Here is a 17,209-nt window from a genome sequence, read left to right as displayed (position 1 = left end):
CGATCATCAAATGCTGAAGGTGCACACCCACCCTTGCCGCACAAGGCTGCGAGGGTGGGGGCGGTCAGGGCGGGGTTGTTCTCAGGTGGGCAGGAGCACGGTGATGACTTTCTCTTCGGTGTAGGCCAGCGCACCGCCAAACCCGCCTTCGCGGCCGATGCCACTGGTCTTGACCCCGCCCCAGGGCAGGTTGGCGTCCAGCGGGCTCCAGCAATTGACACCCACGGCCCCGGCCTTCACCGCGGCGGCTACGCGGTGCGCACGTACCAGGTCGGTGGTCCAGACCGTGGCCGCCAGGCCGTAGCTGGAATCGTTGGCCAGGGCGATCGCTTCCTCTTCGCTGTCGAAGGTGATCACCGTGCCGACGGGGCCGAAGATCTCGTCCCGGGCGATCGCCATGTCGTTGCGCGCGTTGGCAAAGATGGTCGGGCGGACAAACCAGCCGCGCCCAGGGTTCGAGACACCGCCGGCCAGCAGCGACGCGCCTTGCTCGATGCCCAGTTGGATGTAGCGGTTAACGCGATCGAACTGGGCTTTCTTGGCCACCGGTCCCATCTGTACGTCGGGCTGTCGCGGGTCGCCGACCTTGACCGCTCGCGCGGCATCGGCCAGCGCCGCGGCGAAGCGCTCGGCGAGGCTGCGGTGGACCAGGATGCGCGAGCCGGCGGCACAGACCTGGCCCTGGTTGGCGAACAGGCCGAGCGCACAGCCGCGCAGCGCGTCCTCGAAGGGCGCATCGGCGAAGACGATCTGTGGGCTCTTGCCGCCCAGCTCCAGGGCCACGCGTTTGAAAAGCACGCCGGCGGTGCGCTGAATCTCGCGTCCGGCCTCGGGGCTGCCGGTGAAGCTGATCTTGGCGACGTGCGGGTGTTCGCACAGGGCGCGCCCCACCTCCTCGCCGTAGCCGGTGACCACGTTGATCACGCCGTCGGGGAAGCCCGCTTCCTGCGCCAGCGCCGCCAGGTGCAGGGCCGATTGCGGCGTCTCTTCCGAAGGCTTGATGACCACGGTACAGCCCGCCGCCAGCAACGCGGCGAGCTTCCAGACCGTGATCATCAGCGGTGAGTTCCAGGGCACGATGGCGCCGACCACGCCCACGGGCTCCCGTACCGTGTACGAGAGGGTCTTGCTGCCGAAGTAGCCACCGGTGGGAATGGTGCGCCCCTCGAGCTGGTTGGCCCAGCCGGCGGCGGCGCGCAGGTTGGCGATCGTGTTGGGCACGTCCAGCCGGCGCGGCTCGAGCGGTGAGCGACCGATGGCGTTGGCATCCAGATCGGCCAGCCATTCGCTGTCGCGTTCTAGCAAGTCTGCCAGTTTCAACAGCAGCCGAGCGCGCTGGGCGCCGTCAAGCCGGCTCCAGGCACCACGCTCGAGCTGGGTGTGCGCGGCCCTCACGGCACGGTCCACGTCCTCGGCCGTGCCGCGCGCGGAGCTCCCGTACACCTGTTCTGTCACGGGGTTGACGAGGTTGATGCGACGGCCGTCGGAGGCCTCGAAGGACGCGCCTTCGATAAAGTGATTCAGGTGCTGGGTCATGTTGGGGTCCCTGAGTGAGATGGAGGGGGCGGGGCATGCACCCGTCATGCCTTGAGCGAGGCCAGGGCGTTGCCGAAGATCTCCAGTGCCTTGAAGAACAGCGAGCGCGAGATCGTCAGCGAGGGCATGACCCGCATCACGTTGCCGTAGCGACCGCAGGGAATCATCAGCACGCCGTGGTTCAGCAGGTAGCCCATGAGCTGGCCGATCCTGTGGGGCTCCAGGGGGGCCTTGGTGGCCGGGTCTTCGACCAGCTCGATACCGATCATCAGGCCGCGGCCGCGCACTTCACCGACGAACGGGCTGTTGAACCCGCGGATCCGTTCCTGCGCCTCCAGCCCCAGTGTGTGGGCGCGGTTGAGCAGGTCGAACTCGGGGTCCTGCAGGATGCCGATGTTGGTCAGCGCCACTGTCGCGGACAACGAGTTGGCGGCGAAGGTATTGGGCATCGAACCGTCAGGAATCATGGCCGCCAGGTCCGAACGCATGATCAGGCCCGCCATCGGCAGGTCGCTGCCGATCCCCTTGCCGAAGGTCAGCATGTCGGGCTTTACGCCCGAGTGCTCGACCGCCCACATCTTGCCGGTGCGCCCCGCGCCGGATTGCACTTCATCGACGATCAGCAGGGTGCCGCTGCGGTCGCAAGCCTGGCGCAGAAGCTGCAGGAATTCGGCCGTGGGGGGCACGTAGCCGCCTTCGCCCTGGACCGGTTCGACGATCACGGCGGCCACGTCATCGGCGGCGGTGTAGGGGGTGTTCAGCAGGTAGTCCACGTACTCGCCGGCGATCTGCTCGGCGCTTTTGTGAGTGGTGTCGAAGGGAAAGCGGTAGGCGTAAGGGTAGGGGGCGTGAATGACGCCGCCCATCTGGGCGCCGAAGCCCTTGCGGTAGGCCGTGCCTGTCGTCAGGGAGCCCGAGGCGTTCCACACGCCGTGGTAGCCACCGTGGAAGGCGATGATCTGGTGGCGCCCGGTGATGCGTTTGGCCAGCTTGATGGCGGCCTCCAGCGCATCGCTGCCGCTTTGCGTGAAGAAGGTGATGCAGTCGCCACGCAAGCCGTCGGGCGCGATCTCGGAGAGCTTGGCCGCCAGTTCGGTGCGCCGGGTGCTATTGATTTCCAGGGCATGCATCAGCACCCCGGACTGGTCGCGGATGGCCTGGACCACCTTCGGGTGGCAGCGGCCCACGCTGCTGACGCCGACGCCCGCGGACAGATCGATGTAGGTGTTGTCGTCAGGGTCCTTGAAGGTCGCGCCGAAGGCGCGGTCCATGGCCACGGGCATGCGTCCGCCGCCGCGCGCCATCGACTCGGTACGCGCCGACAACGCCAGGGCCTCGCGGGTCCTGGGGCCGGGGAGGGTGCTGGAGGTAATCCGCGGGGCGTCCGCGAAGTGTAGGGATTCAAGTTTGGCTTCACTCATGACGGCTTCTCTGGATGTCGGTTGCAATGTGCCGATCATCCCCGCGGCGTGTCCCTGGCCGGTAGCCCGAATCGGCACATGGACGGGCTGCCCCGATCCTCAGCTCCAGCGAATTGACAATGCTCTGAAGAATTTGCAGGATTCCTGCATTGTGCGAATATAACTTTGGATTGCGGTCAAAAAACAAAAATAGTGCAGAGGTTTCCGCATATAATGAGAAACAAGACTTTCAGTCACTTTCAAGACATCCATGTCCATGCCGCCACCGTGCAAGAGTGGAGCCAGGACTACAGCCAGTTGACCGCCGGTTCGGCCGAGTGTTCGCTCATGCAGTTGACGACCGCGGGTTGCCACATATTTCGCGAGCAGATCAACCAGCGTGTCGTGCAGCACGGCGTGGCGCCCCGCGGCAAGATGTGCTTCGCGGTGCCGATCACCGTCCCGGGCGCGGTGCGGATGCAGGGCCGGGAAGTGGACGACAGCAGCCTGTTCTTTCTTCACGGGGGCGAGGAGTTCATGTTCCACATGCCGATGGGCATGGAGCTGCTGTCCATCACCTTCGAGCGTGAATTGTTCGAGCAGGCGCTGGCGCAAACGGCGTCGGCGAAGGAAGTCGGCTTGTTGCTGCGTCAGCCGGTGATCAGGGTTTCCTCGCAGCGCTTCGCCGAGGCCCGTCATCGATTGCTGGCGGTGATCTCCCTGGCCCTGGTGAATGAAGAACTCGACAGCGCGCGCGATCGGGAACGCGAGCTGGAGCTGGAGCAGGCCATGCTCGACGAGTTGCTGCAACTCTTGACCGACCCAGCCTGCGACAAACAGCAGCGCGCGGCCAGCTCCACGCGCAGTTTCATCGTCGAGAAATGCCACCGCCTGGCGACCGCGCAGATGCTCAACGTGCCCAGTGTGATCGAGTTGTGCCAGCGCCTCCACGTGAGTCGGCGCACCGTGCAGAACAGCTTCCGCTCGGTTGCCGAGACGACGCCGCTGAATTACTTGCGCTCTGTAAGGCTCAACGGCGTGCGCCGGACCTTGATGTCCACCCGCGCCTCGCATCTTTCGATCGGCGATGCAGCCGCCCAATGGGGCTTCTACCACCTCAGCCATTTCGCGGCGGAGTACCAGGAGCTGTTTGCGGAGTTGCCGTCCCATACCGCGCGCGCCGCCATCACCGGTTGCGCTCGTGCCTGAACGCCCGTCGCGCCCGGCGGCGCGGCGACTCTCCACCAGGATGTAGAGAACGATGAATAGCCTTCGCCGCCTGCTCATGGTCTTCGATCTGTTCCGTCCGGAACAGCCGGTCATCGACGTGGAGATCATTTGCCGGGAACTCGGCTACACCTCCGCCACCGCCTATCGTTATCTGCGTGAACTCGGCGACGCGGGCTTTCTGAAGCGATTGCCGCGCGGTTACGCGCTCGGCCCGCGAATCGTCACGCTGGAGCATCAGATGACGAACTACGATCCGTTGTTGGCATGCAGCCGCGATCTGGTCGACAAACTGGTGGTCGACACCGGCCTGGATGCGCTGGTCAGCGAGTGGCATGGCGACTCGGTGGTCAACGTGCTGATCCGTCGTGGCCCCGATGCCGGGCCGGAAGGGGGTGGCAGGGGTCGGCCGATCGATCTCTTCCACAGCGCGACTTCCCGGGTGGTATTGGCTTATCTGCTGCCGCGCCAGATCCGCCGCATCTACGACGCTCACGCGAACCAATCCGAAGCGCTGAGCCCGGGGCAGTGGAAGCCGTTCAGCAAGAGCCTGCTCGCCATCCGCAAGCAGGGCTACTGCATCAGCGAAGGCGAGCTGTACCCGGGGCGCAGTGGCGTCGCGGCGCCGATCTTCGACGAAAAGCAGCGGGTCCTCGGGAGCATGACCCTGGTTGGGCGTAACGAGCGCTTCCAGGCGTACCAGCAGGGCTACCTGTGTGACCTGGTCACCGGCGCGGCGGCGGAGCTGACGGCGCGTATCGCCCGGCAGTGAGGCGAGGGACGAGTGGCTGTCCCCCGCTAAAAAAACGCAACCCTCTGCCGTTGGCTCATACCCGGAAATGACCCACCAGCTGTTGCTGGTGGTTCGCCATGGCATGCAGCGAGTGACTAGCCTGCGAGGCGTCCTGCATGCGGGTGGTCAGGGTTTCGCTGACGCTTCGAATATCGCTGACCCGATGGCTGATGTCTTCGACTACCGTGCTTTGCTCGAGGGCGGCGCTGGCGATTTGCTGGTTCATCTGTTCGATCACCTCCACCGCGCTGGAGATACGCTCCAGGGCCGCGCGGGTCTGTTCCACCTGGGCCACGCTCTGACTGGCTTGTTCGCGGCTCAGGTGGGTGCTGTGCACCACGTCCTGGCTCAAGTGTTGCAGCGCTTCGATCACCGTGCGGATTTGCTCGACCGAGCTTTGGGTGTTGCTCGCCAGGTGCCTGACCTCGTCTGCCACCACGGCGAAACCGCGCCCCTGTTCGCCGGCCCTGGCCGCTTCGATGGCGGCATTCAGGGCCAGCAGGTTGGTCTGTTGGGCAATGGCGCAGATGACATCCAGCACCTGGCCGATCTGCTGGCTGTTGTCCGCCAGCGTGTGCACTTGCTTGAGGGTTGTCTCGAGGCGCTGGTCCAGCAGGTCGATGCTGTGCACCGCGCTAGCGAATACCTGATGGCCCGACTGGCTCGCGCTCTCGGCGTCCGCCGCCGCCTCGGCCGCGAGGTGGGAGTGGCGCGCCACTTCTTGGGCGCTAGCGCTCATCTCATGCAGCGCGGTGGCGGCCAGCTCGACCTCGCGGTACTGCCGTTGCATGCCCACGCTGACTTCCTGGGCAACCAGTGATGATCTGTCGGCGGTGTCGCGGGTATCCCGGGACGCCGACTGGATATCGCGAATAATGGGCTGCAATTTATCGAGAAAGCGATTGAAGCCGTCAGCCAACTGGCCCAGTTCATCGTGACGGCCACCCGGCAGGCGCTGGGTCAGGTCGCCGTTGCCTTCGACAATGGCGTCCAGCAGGCCGGCCACCTTGAGCAGCGGGCGGGTTATTCCATAGGCGGCGAACCAGATCAGCAGCAGGCCCAGGCCGCTTGCCAGCAAGCCGAGCCCAAGGTTGAGCCAGTTGGCCTGGCGGCTCTTGTCGTCCAATTGCCTTTGCATCTGTAGCGCGGGGGTCTGTACCAGGGCCTGTGGAACCTTGATCTGGAGTTGCCACGGCGGGTTGCCAGCCACGGGTTGCAGGCTTTGCCCTACGTCAACGGTGGCCTGCGAGACGCTACCGCTATGGCCGGCCACCCGGCCCGCGGCCGACAGGAGGGACACTTCGCCCTGGCCCCCATAGAGCGCTTCTCTGAATTGGCTGGTGAGCGTCTGCAAGGTCTCGAGGCTGATGTCCATGCCCACGACCCCGATGGCTTTACCCTGGTCGATCAGCGGCACGGAAATACTGCTCATCAGGGTCTTGCGACCTTCCACCTCGACCGCATAGGGCTCGACCACGCAGGTGCGCAACTGGGTCTGGGGGCAGATGTACCAGGCATTCTCCGGTTCGCTGCCGGCGGGGGCATTGTTGATGGTGATCTGCGGTTCACTGAGCACTTCCTGCACCAGCCGTCCCGGCTGGCTCTGGGACCAATACAGGGCAAAGCGGCCCTTTTCATTACTGGCCAGGCCGCGCTGCCCGGCGAAGCCGGCATCGCTGCCCGCGAGCGCATTCGGCAGTAACACGACGTACAGGCCGAGTACCTTGTCGCGGTTCGACAGGGTCTGGCGCGCGACGCCGATCAGGTCGTGGCGCAGTTGCTCCGCCGTTAGGCGACCGTTGAGCGTCTGTGCGCGCAATAGAAGGACCTGCTGGGCGAACCCCTGGGCATAGAGCGCGGTTTCGTTGAAAAAACCTTCGACTCGCTGGCCGTTGGCGGCGGCCTGGGCTTGCAGGTTGTGCAGGGCGGACTCTCCGAGCAATTGACTACTCTGCTGTTTCAACAGCGCTGCGCTTTGCTGGTTCTGATACATCGTGGCGCCGATCAACGCGCCCATGACTGTCAGCAGGCACAGCCCGCTCAAGAGGGTGATGCGTGACTGGAGGGTAAGACGAGTGAAGAGCATGGCTTGGACTTCCTACGTCGAAGTGGATGGACACGGCGCGATCCCACCAACGTAAGGGTATGACGGCCCGCTTCAGGGTCGAGACCTCGCGAGGCTATGTTGCGGGCATGAAAAGCCGGGCGGTTATCCTGAATCGGCATGAGCCTGAGGGGCGTCATGACCTGTTTTGGGGCGGGCCCTCTAATGTTACCGATTTGGGATAGCGGGGCATTCAGGGCGAGGCATAGGATCAAATCCAGCGTGCGACAAGAACAAAAGCGATTCGGCAACAGTGCGCGGTTGACTGCGCCGATCCCACAGCGACTGCCTCATACAATAAGGTCAAGAACATGAGTGTATCTATCCCGATCAACAGCTCGACGGAGTTGAAGCGTGGCGCCCTGGGTGTCGGTTTCATCATCTTCTTCGTGGTTTCGGCGGCGAGCCCACTAAGTGTCATCGCCGGTGGTTTTCCCATTGGCATCATGCTGGGCAACGGTGCCGGCACCCCGGCCTTGCTGCTCCTGGCCTTGCTGGTGCTGCTGGCGTTTTCGGTGGGCTACACCAGCATGTCCCGGCATGTCACCAACGCCGGCGGTTTCTATGCCTTCACCTCCCGAGGCCTGGGGGGGACCGCGGGAGGCGCGGCGGGGGTGTTGGCGATGTTCGCCTATAACATCCTTCAGGTCGGCCTCTATGGCATGTTCGGGGGCGTGGTCAGTGGCACCATGGCCAGCGTTTTCGGCCTGGAGCTGCCCTGGTGGTCCTACTCGCTGATGGCGATGGCCAGCGTCGCGATCCTGGGTTATCGCAAGATCGATCTCTCGGCCCGGCTGCTGTCGGTCGTGGTGATCGCCGAGTACCTGGCCATCCTGACCCTGGATTTCGCCATTCTTAAAACCGGTGGCGACAGCGGCATCAATCTCGACTCGTTCGACCGCAGCCATGTGTTCAGCGGAACGCCGTCAATCGGTCTGCTGTTCTGCTTCGCCGCGTTTATCGGCTTCGAGGCCACGACCATTTACGGCGAAGAGGCGAAGAACCCGCAACGCACCATCCCGATCGCCACCTACTGCTCGGTATTGCTGATCGGTGGCTTCTACGCGCTATCGGTCTGGTCGATGGTGGTGGGCGTGGGCTCGGACAAAATCGTCGCCACGCTGCAGGCCTTGCAGGATCCGACCACCTTCATCTATGGCATGTCCGACCACTTTGTCGGCCCGTATCTGACCCAGACTATCCGGGTGCTGTTCATGGTCAGTATCTATGCCGGGCTGCTGGCCTTTCATAACGCGGCGGCCCGCTATTTCTACGCCATCGGGCGTGACGGCCTGTTGCCGCGCCAGTTGGGCACTACCCATCGCGTGCACCAGAGCCCCCATATGGGCTCGGCGTTGCAGAGCCTGATCTCGGCCGTGGTCGTGCTGGTTTTCGCCGCCATGGATGCCGACCCGATCCTCCAGCTGTTTGCCTGGCTGTCCAACCTGGCCACGCTTTGCGTGATTGTGCTGATGGCGATCACTTCGGCGGCGGTATTGGTCTTCTTCTGGCGTCACCCCGAGTACCAGTTGGGGATCTGGCGCGGACGGATTTTTCCTGGCTTCTCCTGCCTGGCGCTGCTGGCGGTGCTGGTGCTCGCGGTGGTGCATTTCGATGTCCTGACGGGCGCCAGCCGGGCCTTGTCATACGGCCTCTGCGCCATCATTCCTGCGGCCCTGCTGGCCGGCGTGTTCCTCGCGGCCAGGCTGCGCAAGGCGTCGCCGGAGCGATACCTGGCATTGGGTAGCCACAAGCTTTAAGGCCCCACGCAACACCGTTCAACCCACACGAAAATACCGATCTGCCCCTGTCCCGGACGGCTTGTCGGTGCGCGAAAGGAAAGTCTCCATGCACGAATATCAAATGCTCATCAACGGCTTGCAGGTTGACGGTGAGGACGGTCACTTCGAGGTGATCAACCCGGCGACCGGTCGCGCATTCGCCCGGTGCCCCGCGGGTTCCCTGGCCCAGTTGGACCAGGCGGTCGCCGCGGCACAGTCGGCCTTCGGCACGTGGCGCTGCACTCGCCATGAAGATCGTTGCGAGCGCCTTTTGGCGATCGCCGCGGATATTGAGCAGGACGCCGAGGCGCTGGCGCGGCTTATCGTGCTGGAGCAAGGCAAGCCTCTGGCATTGGCGCTCTCCGAAGTCATGGGAGGCGCCGCCTGGACGCGTTACGCCGCGCACCAGCAGATCCCCGTGGAATTGGTGGAGGAAACGCCCACCCAGCGCATCGAATTGCACCGCAAGCCATTGGGTGTGGTGGCGTCGATCACCCCCTGGAACTGGCCCTTCATGATCGCGGTCTGGCACATCATGCCGGCGCTGCGGGCCGGTAACTGCGTGCTCAGCAAACCCTCCAGCCTGACTCCCCTGAGTACCTTGCGCCTGGTCGAAATCATCGCCCGCCATGTGCCGCGAGGCGTCATCAATTGCGTGACCGGTGAGCAAGGTTTTGGCAGTGCCATTACCGCCCATCCCGGTGTTCAAAAAATCGTATTCACAGGTTCGACCGCCACCGGGCAGCGGGTGATGCGTGGCGCTGCCGGCAATCTCAAGCGCCTGACCCTGGAGTTGGGTGGCAACGACGCCGCGATCGTATTGCCCGGCACGCCGGTCGATGAGGTGGCCGAAGATATTTTCCAGGCGGCCTTTCTCAACATGGGGCAGACCTGCGCGGCGCTCAAGCGTTTGTACATCCACGAATCCCAGTACCAGGACTTCGCCGCAGCCCTGACTGCCATTGCGGCGCGTCAAGTCATCGGCGATGGCCTGGAGCCGAGCGTCACCTTTGGCCCGGTGCAGAACCTGGAGCAACTGGAACTGGTCGAGGCCCTGGTCGCCGACGCCCGGGCAAAGGGTGCCCGGGTGTTGTGCGGTGGGGCCCGGGTGAACCGTCCAGGGTTTTTCTATCCGCCCACGCTGGTGGCGGATGTCACGGACGGGCAAGGCCTGGTCGACGAAGAACAATTCGGTCCCGTGTTGCCGCTGATCGCCTACCAGGAGGTGGAGGATGTGCTGCGTCGCGCCAATGCTGGTGACATGGGGTTGGGCGGCTCGGTCTGGGGGGCGGACGCGGACCAGGCAACGGCGTTGGCCGCTCGTTTGGAAAGCGGCGTGGCCTGGGTCAACTGCCATGCGCAGATCCAGCCGAACACCCCGTTTGGCGGCAGCAAGATGTCCGGGTTCGGCGTGGAGTTCGGGCTCGAAGGGTTGCTGGAGTTTACCGGCCAGCAATTACTGTTTGTACGCAAGCGTGACACTGAGTGAGGAACTGAATCATGTACGAGAAATACAAGACAGCGCAGAAGAAGTTCTGGCACCCGATGGGTTCTTCCGCACCGGCGCATCGGTCCAGGACCTTGATCATCGCCAGCGGTGACGGCAACTACATCACCGACATCGAGGGGCAGCGCATGCTCGACGGCGTGGGCGGCTTGTGGAACGTCAACATCGGGCACAATCGTGCCTCGGTCAAGGCCGCCATTGCCGCGCAGCTGGATGAGCTGGCGTACTACCAGACGTTCGACGGCATCGCCCACCCCCGGGTGTTCGACCTGGCCGAACGCCTGACGTCCATGTTTGCCCAGGAGCAGATGGAGCGGGTGTTGTTCAGTTCCGGCGGCTCCGACGCCGTCGAGACCGCGCTGAAAATGGCCCGCCAGTATTGGGTCGCCAGCGGCGAACCGGGTCGTACCCGCTTCCTGTCGTTGCGCAACGGTTATCACGGCGTGCACATGGGCGGCACCTCAGTGGGGGGAAATGGCGTTTACCATTACAACCACGGGCAATTGCTTGCGGGCTGCCATTTGCTCGACACGCCGTGGCTGTATCGCAACCCCTGGGATTGCCGTGACCCCGAGGAGCTGACGAACCACTGTATCCGCCAGCTTGAAGAGCAGATCGCGTTTCTTGGGGCGCAGACCATCGCCGCGCTGATCGCCGAGCCTGTGCAGGGCGCGGGGGGCGTGATCGTGCCGCCAGCGAACTATTGGAAGCGTCTGCGCGAAGTCTGTGATCGCCACGGTATTCTGCTGATCGCCGATGAGGTGGTCACCGGCTTCGGCCGTTCAGGCTGCATGCTCGGCAGTCGAGGCTGGGGCGTCGCCCCGGACATTCTGTGCCTGGCCAAGGGCATCACCGCCGGCTACATCCCCCTGGGGGCCACGGTGTTCAACCGGCGTATTGTCGATGCGATCGAAAACGGCCCGGGTTTCAGCAGCGTGATCATGCACGGCTACACCTATAGCGGGCACCCGACCGCCTGTGCGGCGGCCCTGGCTGTACTGGATATCGTCGAAGCCGAGGATCTGCCGGGGAATGCGGGGAGGGTGGGCGCGCAGTTGCTGGAGCAACTGCGACCACTGGCCGAGCGTTATGACGTGGTGGGTGAAGTGCGCGGCAAGGGCTTGATGATCGCGCTCGACCTGGTGGCGAACAAGGCCACCCGCGAGCCGCTCGATCCGGCCTCCGGCCGTGCCTTGCGCATCGCCGATGAAGCGCGCCGCGCTGGGGTATTGGTGCGGCCGATCGCTAATAAAATTGTGCTTTCGCCCCCCTTGACCCTCACGTCCGCCGAGGCCGGCTTGATCGTGTCCGCCCTGGATACGGCGCTTGCAAACTGCCGCTAGGCGGTGGATCTGGCCGCGCGGCACACGCCGCGCGCTGCGGTTTCTGTCCCGAGAAAGCAAAAAAAGAAGGCCTGGAAGGACGTGAAAGGAGCATCAACATGCGGCATCCGACATTCAACAACGTCATGAGCGGTGGGCTGGCCCTGGCCCTTGGCCTTGGTGCCATCGGCCAGGCCCGGGGTTATGAGCTCTATGCCGATGACGACCGCCATCTCAATGCCGATGTTCTCGCCGTGTTCGGCCTGTTCAACAGCCGGAAAAACTACGATGGCACGCCGGGCGGTTCCACCTGGCGGGAAGGTTTCATCAAGTATGGCGTGAGTGCTGACCAAGGGCTGGGAGCTAACGGCACGGGCTATGGCGCGCTCAATTGGGTCAGCTCCGGCACCTTCGGCGACGGCGATACGGCCGGCAACGCCGATGGCTCGGAGCGCACCACTAAAATCGAGGACGCTTACCTGGGCTGGCGTTCCGCCGGGTTGTTCCCGGCGCTGGGAAAAGATGGCGTGGATTTTTCCGTCGGTCGCCAAGTGGTCAAGCTCGGCAGGGGTTTTTTGATCAACGACGACGGACCCAACCTGGGCAAGGGCCCGGCTGGCGGAGCACTGAGCCGCGGCGGCGCCTTTTACCTCGCCGCGCGGCATGCCTTCGACCGTACCGCGGTGCTGCGCCTGGGCGGCCTGGACGGCCTGCATGGCAACCTGCTGTGGCTCAAGTCGGACAACCGAGCCCAGGTTGAAACCGAGCTGGCGGCCGGCACCCTGGACTACACGGGCAAGGCCGGCACGTTGGGCCTTACCTGGGTCCATGGCATCGATATTTCGAAGCGGTGGGCCAGCGACTTCCAGCAACAACGCAAGGGCATGAATGTTTACAGCGTGCGCGCAGAGGGCGATGGCGGCATCGAGAATGCCAGCCTGGCGTTCGAATATGCGTGGCAGGACAAGGATGCCGGGCCCGAAAAAGCCTGGTATGCCGAAGCGGGCTACACCTTTGCCGAGCTCCCCTGGTCACCGAAACTGACGTATCGCTATACCCGTTACTCGCAGAAGTGGGATTCCCTGTTCACGGGTCAGAGTACGGGTTACGGCACCTGGTTCCAGGGCGAGGTCGCCGGTAACTACGCCGGCCCTTTCAATCGCAACACCGGTATTCAGCATGTCGGCCTGAAAGCGACACCCTTGGAAAACGTGACGGTAGGAGCGTTGTATTTCGATTTCACCACGCTGCGTAAAAGCAACGCGCTCGATCTGGATGCGCGCGAGCTGGACCTGTATGCCGAATGGGCGGTCAACAGCCACTTGATCATCACCCCGCTGGTCGGCCTGTACCAACCGAAAAAGGATGCAGCCAGCGGTGGCAACCAGGTAGGCGGCAACGGCACCAATGTCTATAGCCAACTGACCGTCGCGGTTCCGTTCTAACCCCGAGCCGCCGGCGCTTGCAGCTTCTCGGCGATGCGCCGGGCGGTTTCCATCACCATATCGGTGACCGTTTCCTGGCGCAGCAGCTGGAAGTTGCTGCTGGTGCCCACGGCGGACAGGCTACCCACGACCTCGTCCAGGTCGGGGTTGATGATGGGCGCGGCGATCCCTGTCAGGCCGAGGTTCAGCTCGTCGTGGGTGATGCAGTAGCCGTCCTTGCGGATCTTCTTCGCGGCCTTGGAGAAACTCTCCCAGTCGTAGGCGCTGCCAGGGTCGCTGGCCATCTGTTGTTCGAACAGGCGCTGCAGGCGCCGACCTTTCTGGAAGGCGATCAGCACCTTGGATTGCGCGCCGCGGAAAAATGGCAGTGGCTGGCCGCGACCAAAGGCAAAGTGATAGGTATCGCTGGGTTCGGCGATGTAGGTATTGATGATGCGCCCGTCGTAGAAAACGCTGGCGAATACCGCCAGCCCGGTCTTCTCCGACAGCTCGTGCATCAACTCGCGCCCGGCCACGAGGATCGGGTCGTACTGTCGCATCATCCAGTCCAGCTCGATGATGCGTGGCCCCAGGCCATAGCCCCCGGCATCCACCCGGGTCAGCAGGCCCGCCTCGCAGAGATCCTTCACGTAGCGATACACGGTCGCCCGGGACAGTCCCATGTGCTCGGCGATGGTTTCAGGATCGATCTTCAGGTGCTGTGGGCCGAATAGGTCCAGGACGCTCAGCATTTTGCTCAGGCTACTCATTTCTTTCCTATGGGGTTGCTTGGCTCGTTTCGCGCCAGTAGGCGGTCGGGGCGGCTTGGTGAGCACTATAGGTAGCGGCGCCCCGTATTGAAAGTCTGCCGGTTGCGCCGATCGGGCGAGGACGGGGTACTTCCATGGGTGATAATTTTCGACTGATAAGGCAATGGAATTCAATATAAATTAATCACAAATCTCAAATAATGAGTTTTATGCTTAAAAAATGATTGTTGATGTGGCTTTTTTGTGTGATAAATCTCAGCACTCCAAAACGCTCGAGTGAGAGGGCTGAAAATGAAGGGTGCCGAACTGATAGTGAAGGCCGCGGTGGCGAGCGGAATCGAGTACTGCTTTGCCAATCCTGGAACAACCGAGATTCCCCTGGTGGCGGCCATGGCCAGCGCGCCAGCCTTGAAACCGGTGTTGTCGCTGTTCGAGGGCGTCTGCACGGGGGCCGCTGACGGTTACGGGCGTATCGCCGGCAAGCCGGCCATGACCCTGACCCACCTGGGCCCCGGTTTCGCCAACGGGATTGCCAATCTGCACAACGCCCGGCGCGCCAACACACCGATCGTCAATGTCATCGGCGACCACGCTTCATGGCATGTCAATTACGACCCGCCGCTTGCCAGCGATATCCAGGCACTGGCCGGGACGGTGTCCGCCTGGGTGCGGACTTCACGCACGGCGTTGGGGCTGGGGGAGGATCTGCAGGAAGCGGTGCGTTCGGCCTGGCAAGCCAAAGGGCAGATTGCCAGCCTGATTTTGCCCATGGACCTGCAAGCGGATTCAGTGCCGCAGGAGACGTCGTTCAGCGCGTTACGCCCTCCGGTTCGCCGTTTTGCCGGCGACCAGATCGAACACGTGGCCAAGGCCCTGCGCGCCGGCCAGCGCCTGGTGTTCATCGTCGGTGACCAAGGGCTGTGCGTGCCGGGGCTGGAGGCGGCGGGGCGTTTGGCCCAACTGCCGGGCGTTCGCCTGTTTGCCGAGACCTTTCCTCGCCTGAGCTATCGCGGCGGCGGCCTGCCTGACCTCGATCGCCTGCCGTACTTTCCTGAAGTCGCGATTGAGATTCTCGAACAATACGACGCCGTGGTCTGTGCTGGCGTGCCCGAGCCGATCAGCTACTTCGGTTATGAAGGCATCCCGTCGCGGCTGGCCGAGCGTGAACGACTGTTGTCCCTGGCCGATGTCGGCGACGACGTGGCCGGGGCACTGACAGCCTTGGCCGATGAACTCAACGCACCGGCCTATGTGCCCACTGCCATCGGTGTCGAATTGCCTGAGCCGCAAGCGCAGCTCAGCCCCAAATCCGTGGGGCAGGTACTTGCCGCCTCGTTGCCGGATGACTGCATCGTTTCAGTTGAGGGCGGGACCTGCGGTTATCCGTTCTTCACCGCCTCGGCCCATGCCGCCCGGCATCGGGTCCTGACCAATACCGGCGGTGCAATCGGTCAGGGTATTCCCGTGGGGTTCGGCGCGGCCCTGGCCGAACGCGGCAATCGGGTGTTCTGCCTGCAGTCCGACGGCAGTGCCCAGTACACCATCCAGACCCTCTGGAGCATTGCTCGCGAGCAACTGCCGGTGGTGATTCTGATCGCAGCCAATCACCGCTACGCCATCTTGCAGAACGAGCTGCGCCGTTTTGGCATGAGCGAATTCGGCCCGCAGGCACTGAGCCTGACCGAGCTGGATCGCCCACGAATCGACTGGAAGGCCCTGGCCAAAGGGTATGGCCTGTCGGCCACGACCGTTCACACCAACGCCGGGCTGCAACGGGCATTGGCTGATGCAAAAGCCACCAGTGGCCCATGCCTGATCGAAATGGCGCTTTGAAGGAGGGGATATGAGTCAGATCCAACTGTTACCTGCCGTCGAGGCGTTTCTGTCTCGGCCAGGTCGCTTGTTCATCGGCGGCACCTGGCAGGACGCCGCCAGCGGTCGGCGCTTTGCCGTGGAGAACCCGGCGAGCGAATCGATGCTGGCCGAAGTCGCTGAAGGCGCGGAGCGGGATGTGGATGCGGCGGTCGCCGCAGCGCGAGCGGCGTTCACCGGCGCCTGGCGTTACGAGTCCGCCGCGCAGCGCGGCGTGTTGCTGTTTCGTCTGGCTGAACTGCTCGATCAGCATCGCGAAGAACTGGCGCAACTGATCACCCTGGAAAATGGCAAGCCGATTGGCAATGCCCGTGGCGAAGCGGCCAGCGCCGCCAACATCATTCGCTACTTCGCGGGCTGGCCCACCAAGATCGAGGGCAGCACGCTGCCGGTATCGCCGGCCAATGGCGTGCCGATGCTCAACTACACCTTGCGCGAGCCCGTGGGCGTCTGTGCGTTGATCGTGCCGTGGAATTTTCCATTGACCATGTGTATCTGGAAACTCGGCCCGGTACTGGCGACCGGCTGCACAGCGGTGCTCAAGCCGGCCGAGCAGACGCCGCTGGTTGCCATTCGCCTGGTGCAACTGATCGAAGCCGCGGGGTTCCCGGCCGGCGTCGTCAACCTGATCACCGGCCTGGGCGCCCACACCGGCGCGCCGCTGGCCCGGCACCCCGACGTGGACAAGATCGCGTTCACCGGATCGACTCAGGTCGGACGACTGATCGCCCAGGCGGCCACCGGCAACATGAAAAAGGTCTCCCTGGAACTGGGGGGCAAGTCGCCCAACATCATCCTCCCCGACGCCGACATCGCGCGGGCCGCCAAAGGCGCGGCGGACGGCATCTTCTACAACCAGGGCCAGGTGTGCACCGCCGGTTCTCGACTTTATGTGCACGCCAGTGTCCTCGACCAGGTACTCGAAGAACTGCAACGCCATGCCGCCGCCCATGTGCTGGGCCCGGGGCTGGACCCGGCCAGCAGCATGGGCCCGCTGGTCTCCGCACGCCAGCTGGGTAGCGTCAGTGGCTACCTGCAGCAGGGCATGGAGGAGGGGGCCGAGTTGATCTGTGGCGGTGGCCGGCCCTTGCACCTGGAGCGGGGGCACTTCATCCAGCCCAGCGTGTTCCTCGACCGCGCCGAACGTGCCTGCGTCGCTCGCGAGGAAATCTTCGGCCCGGTGCTGACGGTCATGAGCTGGTCGGACATCGACGAGCTGGTGGTGCGGGCCAACGACTCGCCTTACGGCCTGGCGGCGGGGCTGTGGACGCGCGACCTGCGTTCGGCGCACCGGGTGGCGGCGCAACTCAAGGCTGGCTCGGTCTGGATCAACTGCTGGAACGTGGTCGACCCGGCTTCGCCCTTCGGCGGCTACAAGCAATCCGGCTGGGGCCGGGAGATGGGCAAGAACGTGATTGATGTCTACACCGAAACCAAAAGTGTCTACGTCGATCTCGCCTGAACCGAACTATC

The 17,209-nt window shown here is 63.8% G+C and carries 11 protein-coding genes and 2 pseudogenes; 8 read left to right on the top strand and 5 right to left on the bottom strand.

The features are described 5' to 3' along the window. Nucleotides 1-81: 81 nt before the first annotated feature. Together AC3RCP_RS19505 and AC3RCP_RS19500 are read right to left on the bottom strand one after the other, a co-directional pair. A complete protein-coding gene (locus AC3RCP_RS19505; protein WP_492571093.1) occupies nucleotides 82-1,536 on the bottom strand; it encodes an aldehyde dehydrogenase family protein in 1,455 nt (484 codons plus the stop codon). Between the two features lie 44 nt (nucleotides 1,537-1,580). Beyond that, on the bottom strand, nucleotides 1,581-2,957 hold the full coding sequence (locus AC3RCP_RS19500; RefSeq protein WP_492571057.1) for an aspartate aminotransferase family protein: 1,377 nt from the start codon (nucleotides 2,955-2,957) through the stop codon (nucleotides 1,581-1,583). Nucleotides 2,958-3,170: 213 nt separating this feature from the next. Between AC3RCP_RS19500 and AC3RCP_RS19495 the strand changes: the two genes are divergently transcribed. Further along, nucleotides 3,171-4,145: a helix-turn-helix domain-containing protein gene (locus AC3RCP_RS19495; protein ID WP_492571058.1), complete on the top strand. Its 975-nt coding sequence runs from the start codon at nucleotides 3,171-3,173 to the stop codon at nucleotides 4,143-4,145. 52 nt (nucleotides 4,146-4,197) lie between these two features. Beyond that, nucleotides 4,198-4,935, top strand: a complete 738-nt coding sequence (locus tag AC3RCP_RS19490) for an IclR family transcriptional regulator (protein ID WP_492571059.1) — start codon at nucleotides 4,198-4,200, stop codon at nucleotides 4,933-4,935. A 55-nt stretch (nucleotides 4,936-4,990) separates the two neighbouring features. Here the strand turns inward: AC3RCP_RS19490 and AC3RCP_RS19485 are convergent. Continuing rightward, nucleotides 4,991-5,584: pseudogene (locus tag AC3RCP_RS19485) on the bottom strand (methyl-accepting chemotaxis protein); the annotation flags it as partial. Between the two features lie 264 nt (nucleotides 5,585-5,848). Then, nucleotides 5,849-6,949: pseudogene (locus tag AC3RCP_RS19480) on the bottom strand (PDC sensor domain-containing protein); the annotation flags it as partial. Between the two features lie 422 nt (nucleotides 6,950-7,371). Between AC3RCP_RS19480 and AC3RCP_RS19475 the strand changes: the two are divergent. The 4 genes from AC3RCP_RS19475 (at nucleotide 7,372) to AC3RCP_RS19460 (ending at nucleotide 13,115) form a co-directional block, all read left to right on the top strand. Continuing rightward, nucleotides 7,372-8,820: an APC family permease gene (locus AC3RCP_RS19475; protein WP_492571060.1), complete on the top strand. Its 1,449-nt coding sequence runs from the start codon at nucleotides 7,372-7,374 to the stop codon at nucleotides 8,818-8,820. 88 nt (nucleotides 8,821-8,908) lie between these two features. After that, nucleotides 8,909-10,330: an aldehyde dehydrogenase family protein gene (locus AC3RCP_RS19470; RefSeq protein ID WP_492571061.1), complete on the top strand. Its 1,422-nt coding sequence runs from the start codon at nucleotides 8,909-8,911 to the stop codon at nucleotides 10,328-10,330. A gap of 11 nt (nucleotides 10,331-10,341) precedes the next feature. After that, nucleotides 10,342-11,691, top strand: a complete 1,350-nt coding sequence (locus tag AC3RCP_RS19465; protein ID WP_492571062.1) for an aminotransferase class III-fold pyridoxal phosphate-dependent enzyme — start codon at nucleotides 10,342-10,344, stop codon at nucleotides 11,689-11,691. 98 nt (nucleotides 11,692-11,789) lie between these two features. Continuing rightward, entirely contained in the window at nucleotides 11,790-13,115 is a 1,326-nt protein-coding gene (locus AC3RCP_RS19460) for an alginate export family protein (protein WP_492571063.1), read from the top strand. On the opposite strand, the gene AC3RCP_RS19455 is transcribed toward AC3RCP_RS19460, so the two are convergent. Beyond that, the gene (locus AC3RCP_RS19455) at nucleotides 13,112-13,864 is read right to left on the bottom strand and encodes an IclR family transcriptional regulator (protein ID WP_492571064.1); all 753 of its coding nucleotides are present in this window, start codon (nucleotides 13,862-13,864) and stop codon (nucleotides 13,112-13,114) included. The two genes, AC3RCP_RS19460 and AC3RCP_RS19455, sit on opposite strands and share 4 nt — an antisense overlap. Nucleotides 13,865-14,155: 291 nt before the next feature. Here AC3RCP_RS19455 and AC3RCP_RS19450 point away from each other — a divergent pair, with 291 nt between their 5' ends. Together AC3RCP_RS19450 and AC3RCP_RS19445 are read left to right on the top strand one after the other, a co-directional pair. After that, nucleotides 14,156-15,697, top strand: a complete 1,542-nt coding sequence (locus AC3RCP_RS19450) for an acetolactate synthase large subunit (protein WP_492571065.1) — start codon at nucleotides 14,156-14,158, stop codon at nucleotides 15,695-15,697. Nucleotides 15,698-15,707: 10 nt separating this feature from the next. After that, nucleotides 15,708-17,198 carry an aldehyde dehydrogenase family protein gene (locus AC3RCP_RS19445; RefSeq protein WP_492571066.1) on the top strand — a complete coding sequence of 497 codons (1,491 nt, stop codon included), beginning with the start codon at nucleotides 15,708-15,710 and terminating at the stop codon, nucleotides 17,196-17,198. Nucleotides 17,199-17,209: the final 11 nt, after the last annotated feature.

This window comes from Pseudomonas sp. GW822-FHT05A08 (assembly GCF_058800485.1).
This window is presented reverse-complemented; position numbering and strand designations above follow the sequence as displayed.

What these genes read in the sequence shown, in the direction of transcription:
- AC3RCP_RS19460 (WP_492571063.1), top strand. Translation starts at nt 11,790, where the DNA reads ATGCGGCATCCGACATTCAACAACGTCATGAGCGGTGGGCTGGCCCTG.
- AC3RCP_RS19450 (WP_492571065.1), top strand. Translation starts at nt 14,156, where the DNA reads ATGAAGGGTGCCGAACTGATAGTGAAGGCCGCGGTGGCGAGCGGAATC.
- AC3RCP_RS19455 (WP_492571064.1), bottom strand. Translation starts at nt 13,864, where the DNA reads ATGAGTAGCCTGAGCAAAATGCTGAGCGTCCTGGACCTATTCGGCCCA.
- AC3RCP_RS19495 (WP_492571058.1), top strand. Translation starts at nt 3,171, where the DNA reads ATGAGAAACAAGACTTTCAGTCACTTTCAAGACATCCATGTCCATGCC.
- AC3RCP_RS19470 (WP_492571061.1), top strand. Translation starts at nt 8,909, where the DNA reads ATGCACGAATATCAAATGCTCATCAACGGCTTGCAGGTTGACGGTGAG.
- AC3RCP_RS19490 (WP_492571059.1), top strand. Translation starts at nt 4,198, where the DNA reads ATGAATAGCCTTCGCCGCCTGCTCATGGTCTTCGATCTGTTCCGTCCG.
- AC3RCP_RS19500 (WP_492571057.1), bottom strand. Translation starts at nt 2,957, where the DNA reads ATGAGTGAAGCCAAACTTGAATCCCTACACTTCGCGGACGCCCCGCGG.
- AC3RCP_RS19465 (WP_492571062.1), top strand. Translation starts at nt 10,342, where the DNA reads ATGTACGAGAAATACAAGACAGCGCAGAAGAAGTTCTGGCACCCGATG.
- AC3RCP_RS19445 (WP_492571066.1), top strand. Translation starts at nt 15,708, where the DNA reads ATGAGTCAGATCCAACTGTTACCTGCCGTCGAGGCGTTTCTGTCTCGG.
- AC3RCP_RS19475 (WP_492571060.1), top strand. Translation starts at nt 7,372, where the DNA reads ATGAGTGTATCTATCCCGATCAACAGCTCGACGGAGTTGAAGCGTGGC.
- AC3RCP_RS19505 (WP_492571093.1), bottom strand. Translation starts at nt 1,536, where the DNA reads ATGACCCAGCACCTGAATCACTTTATCGAAGGCGCGTCCTTCGAGGCC.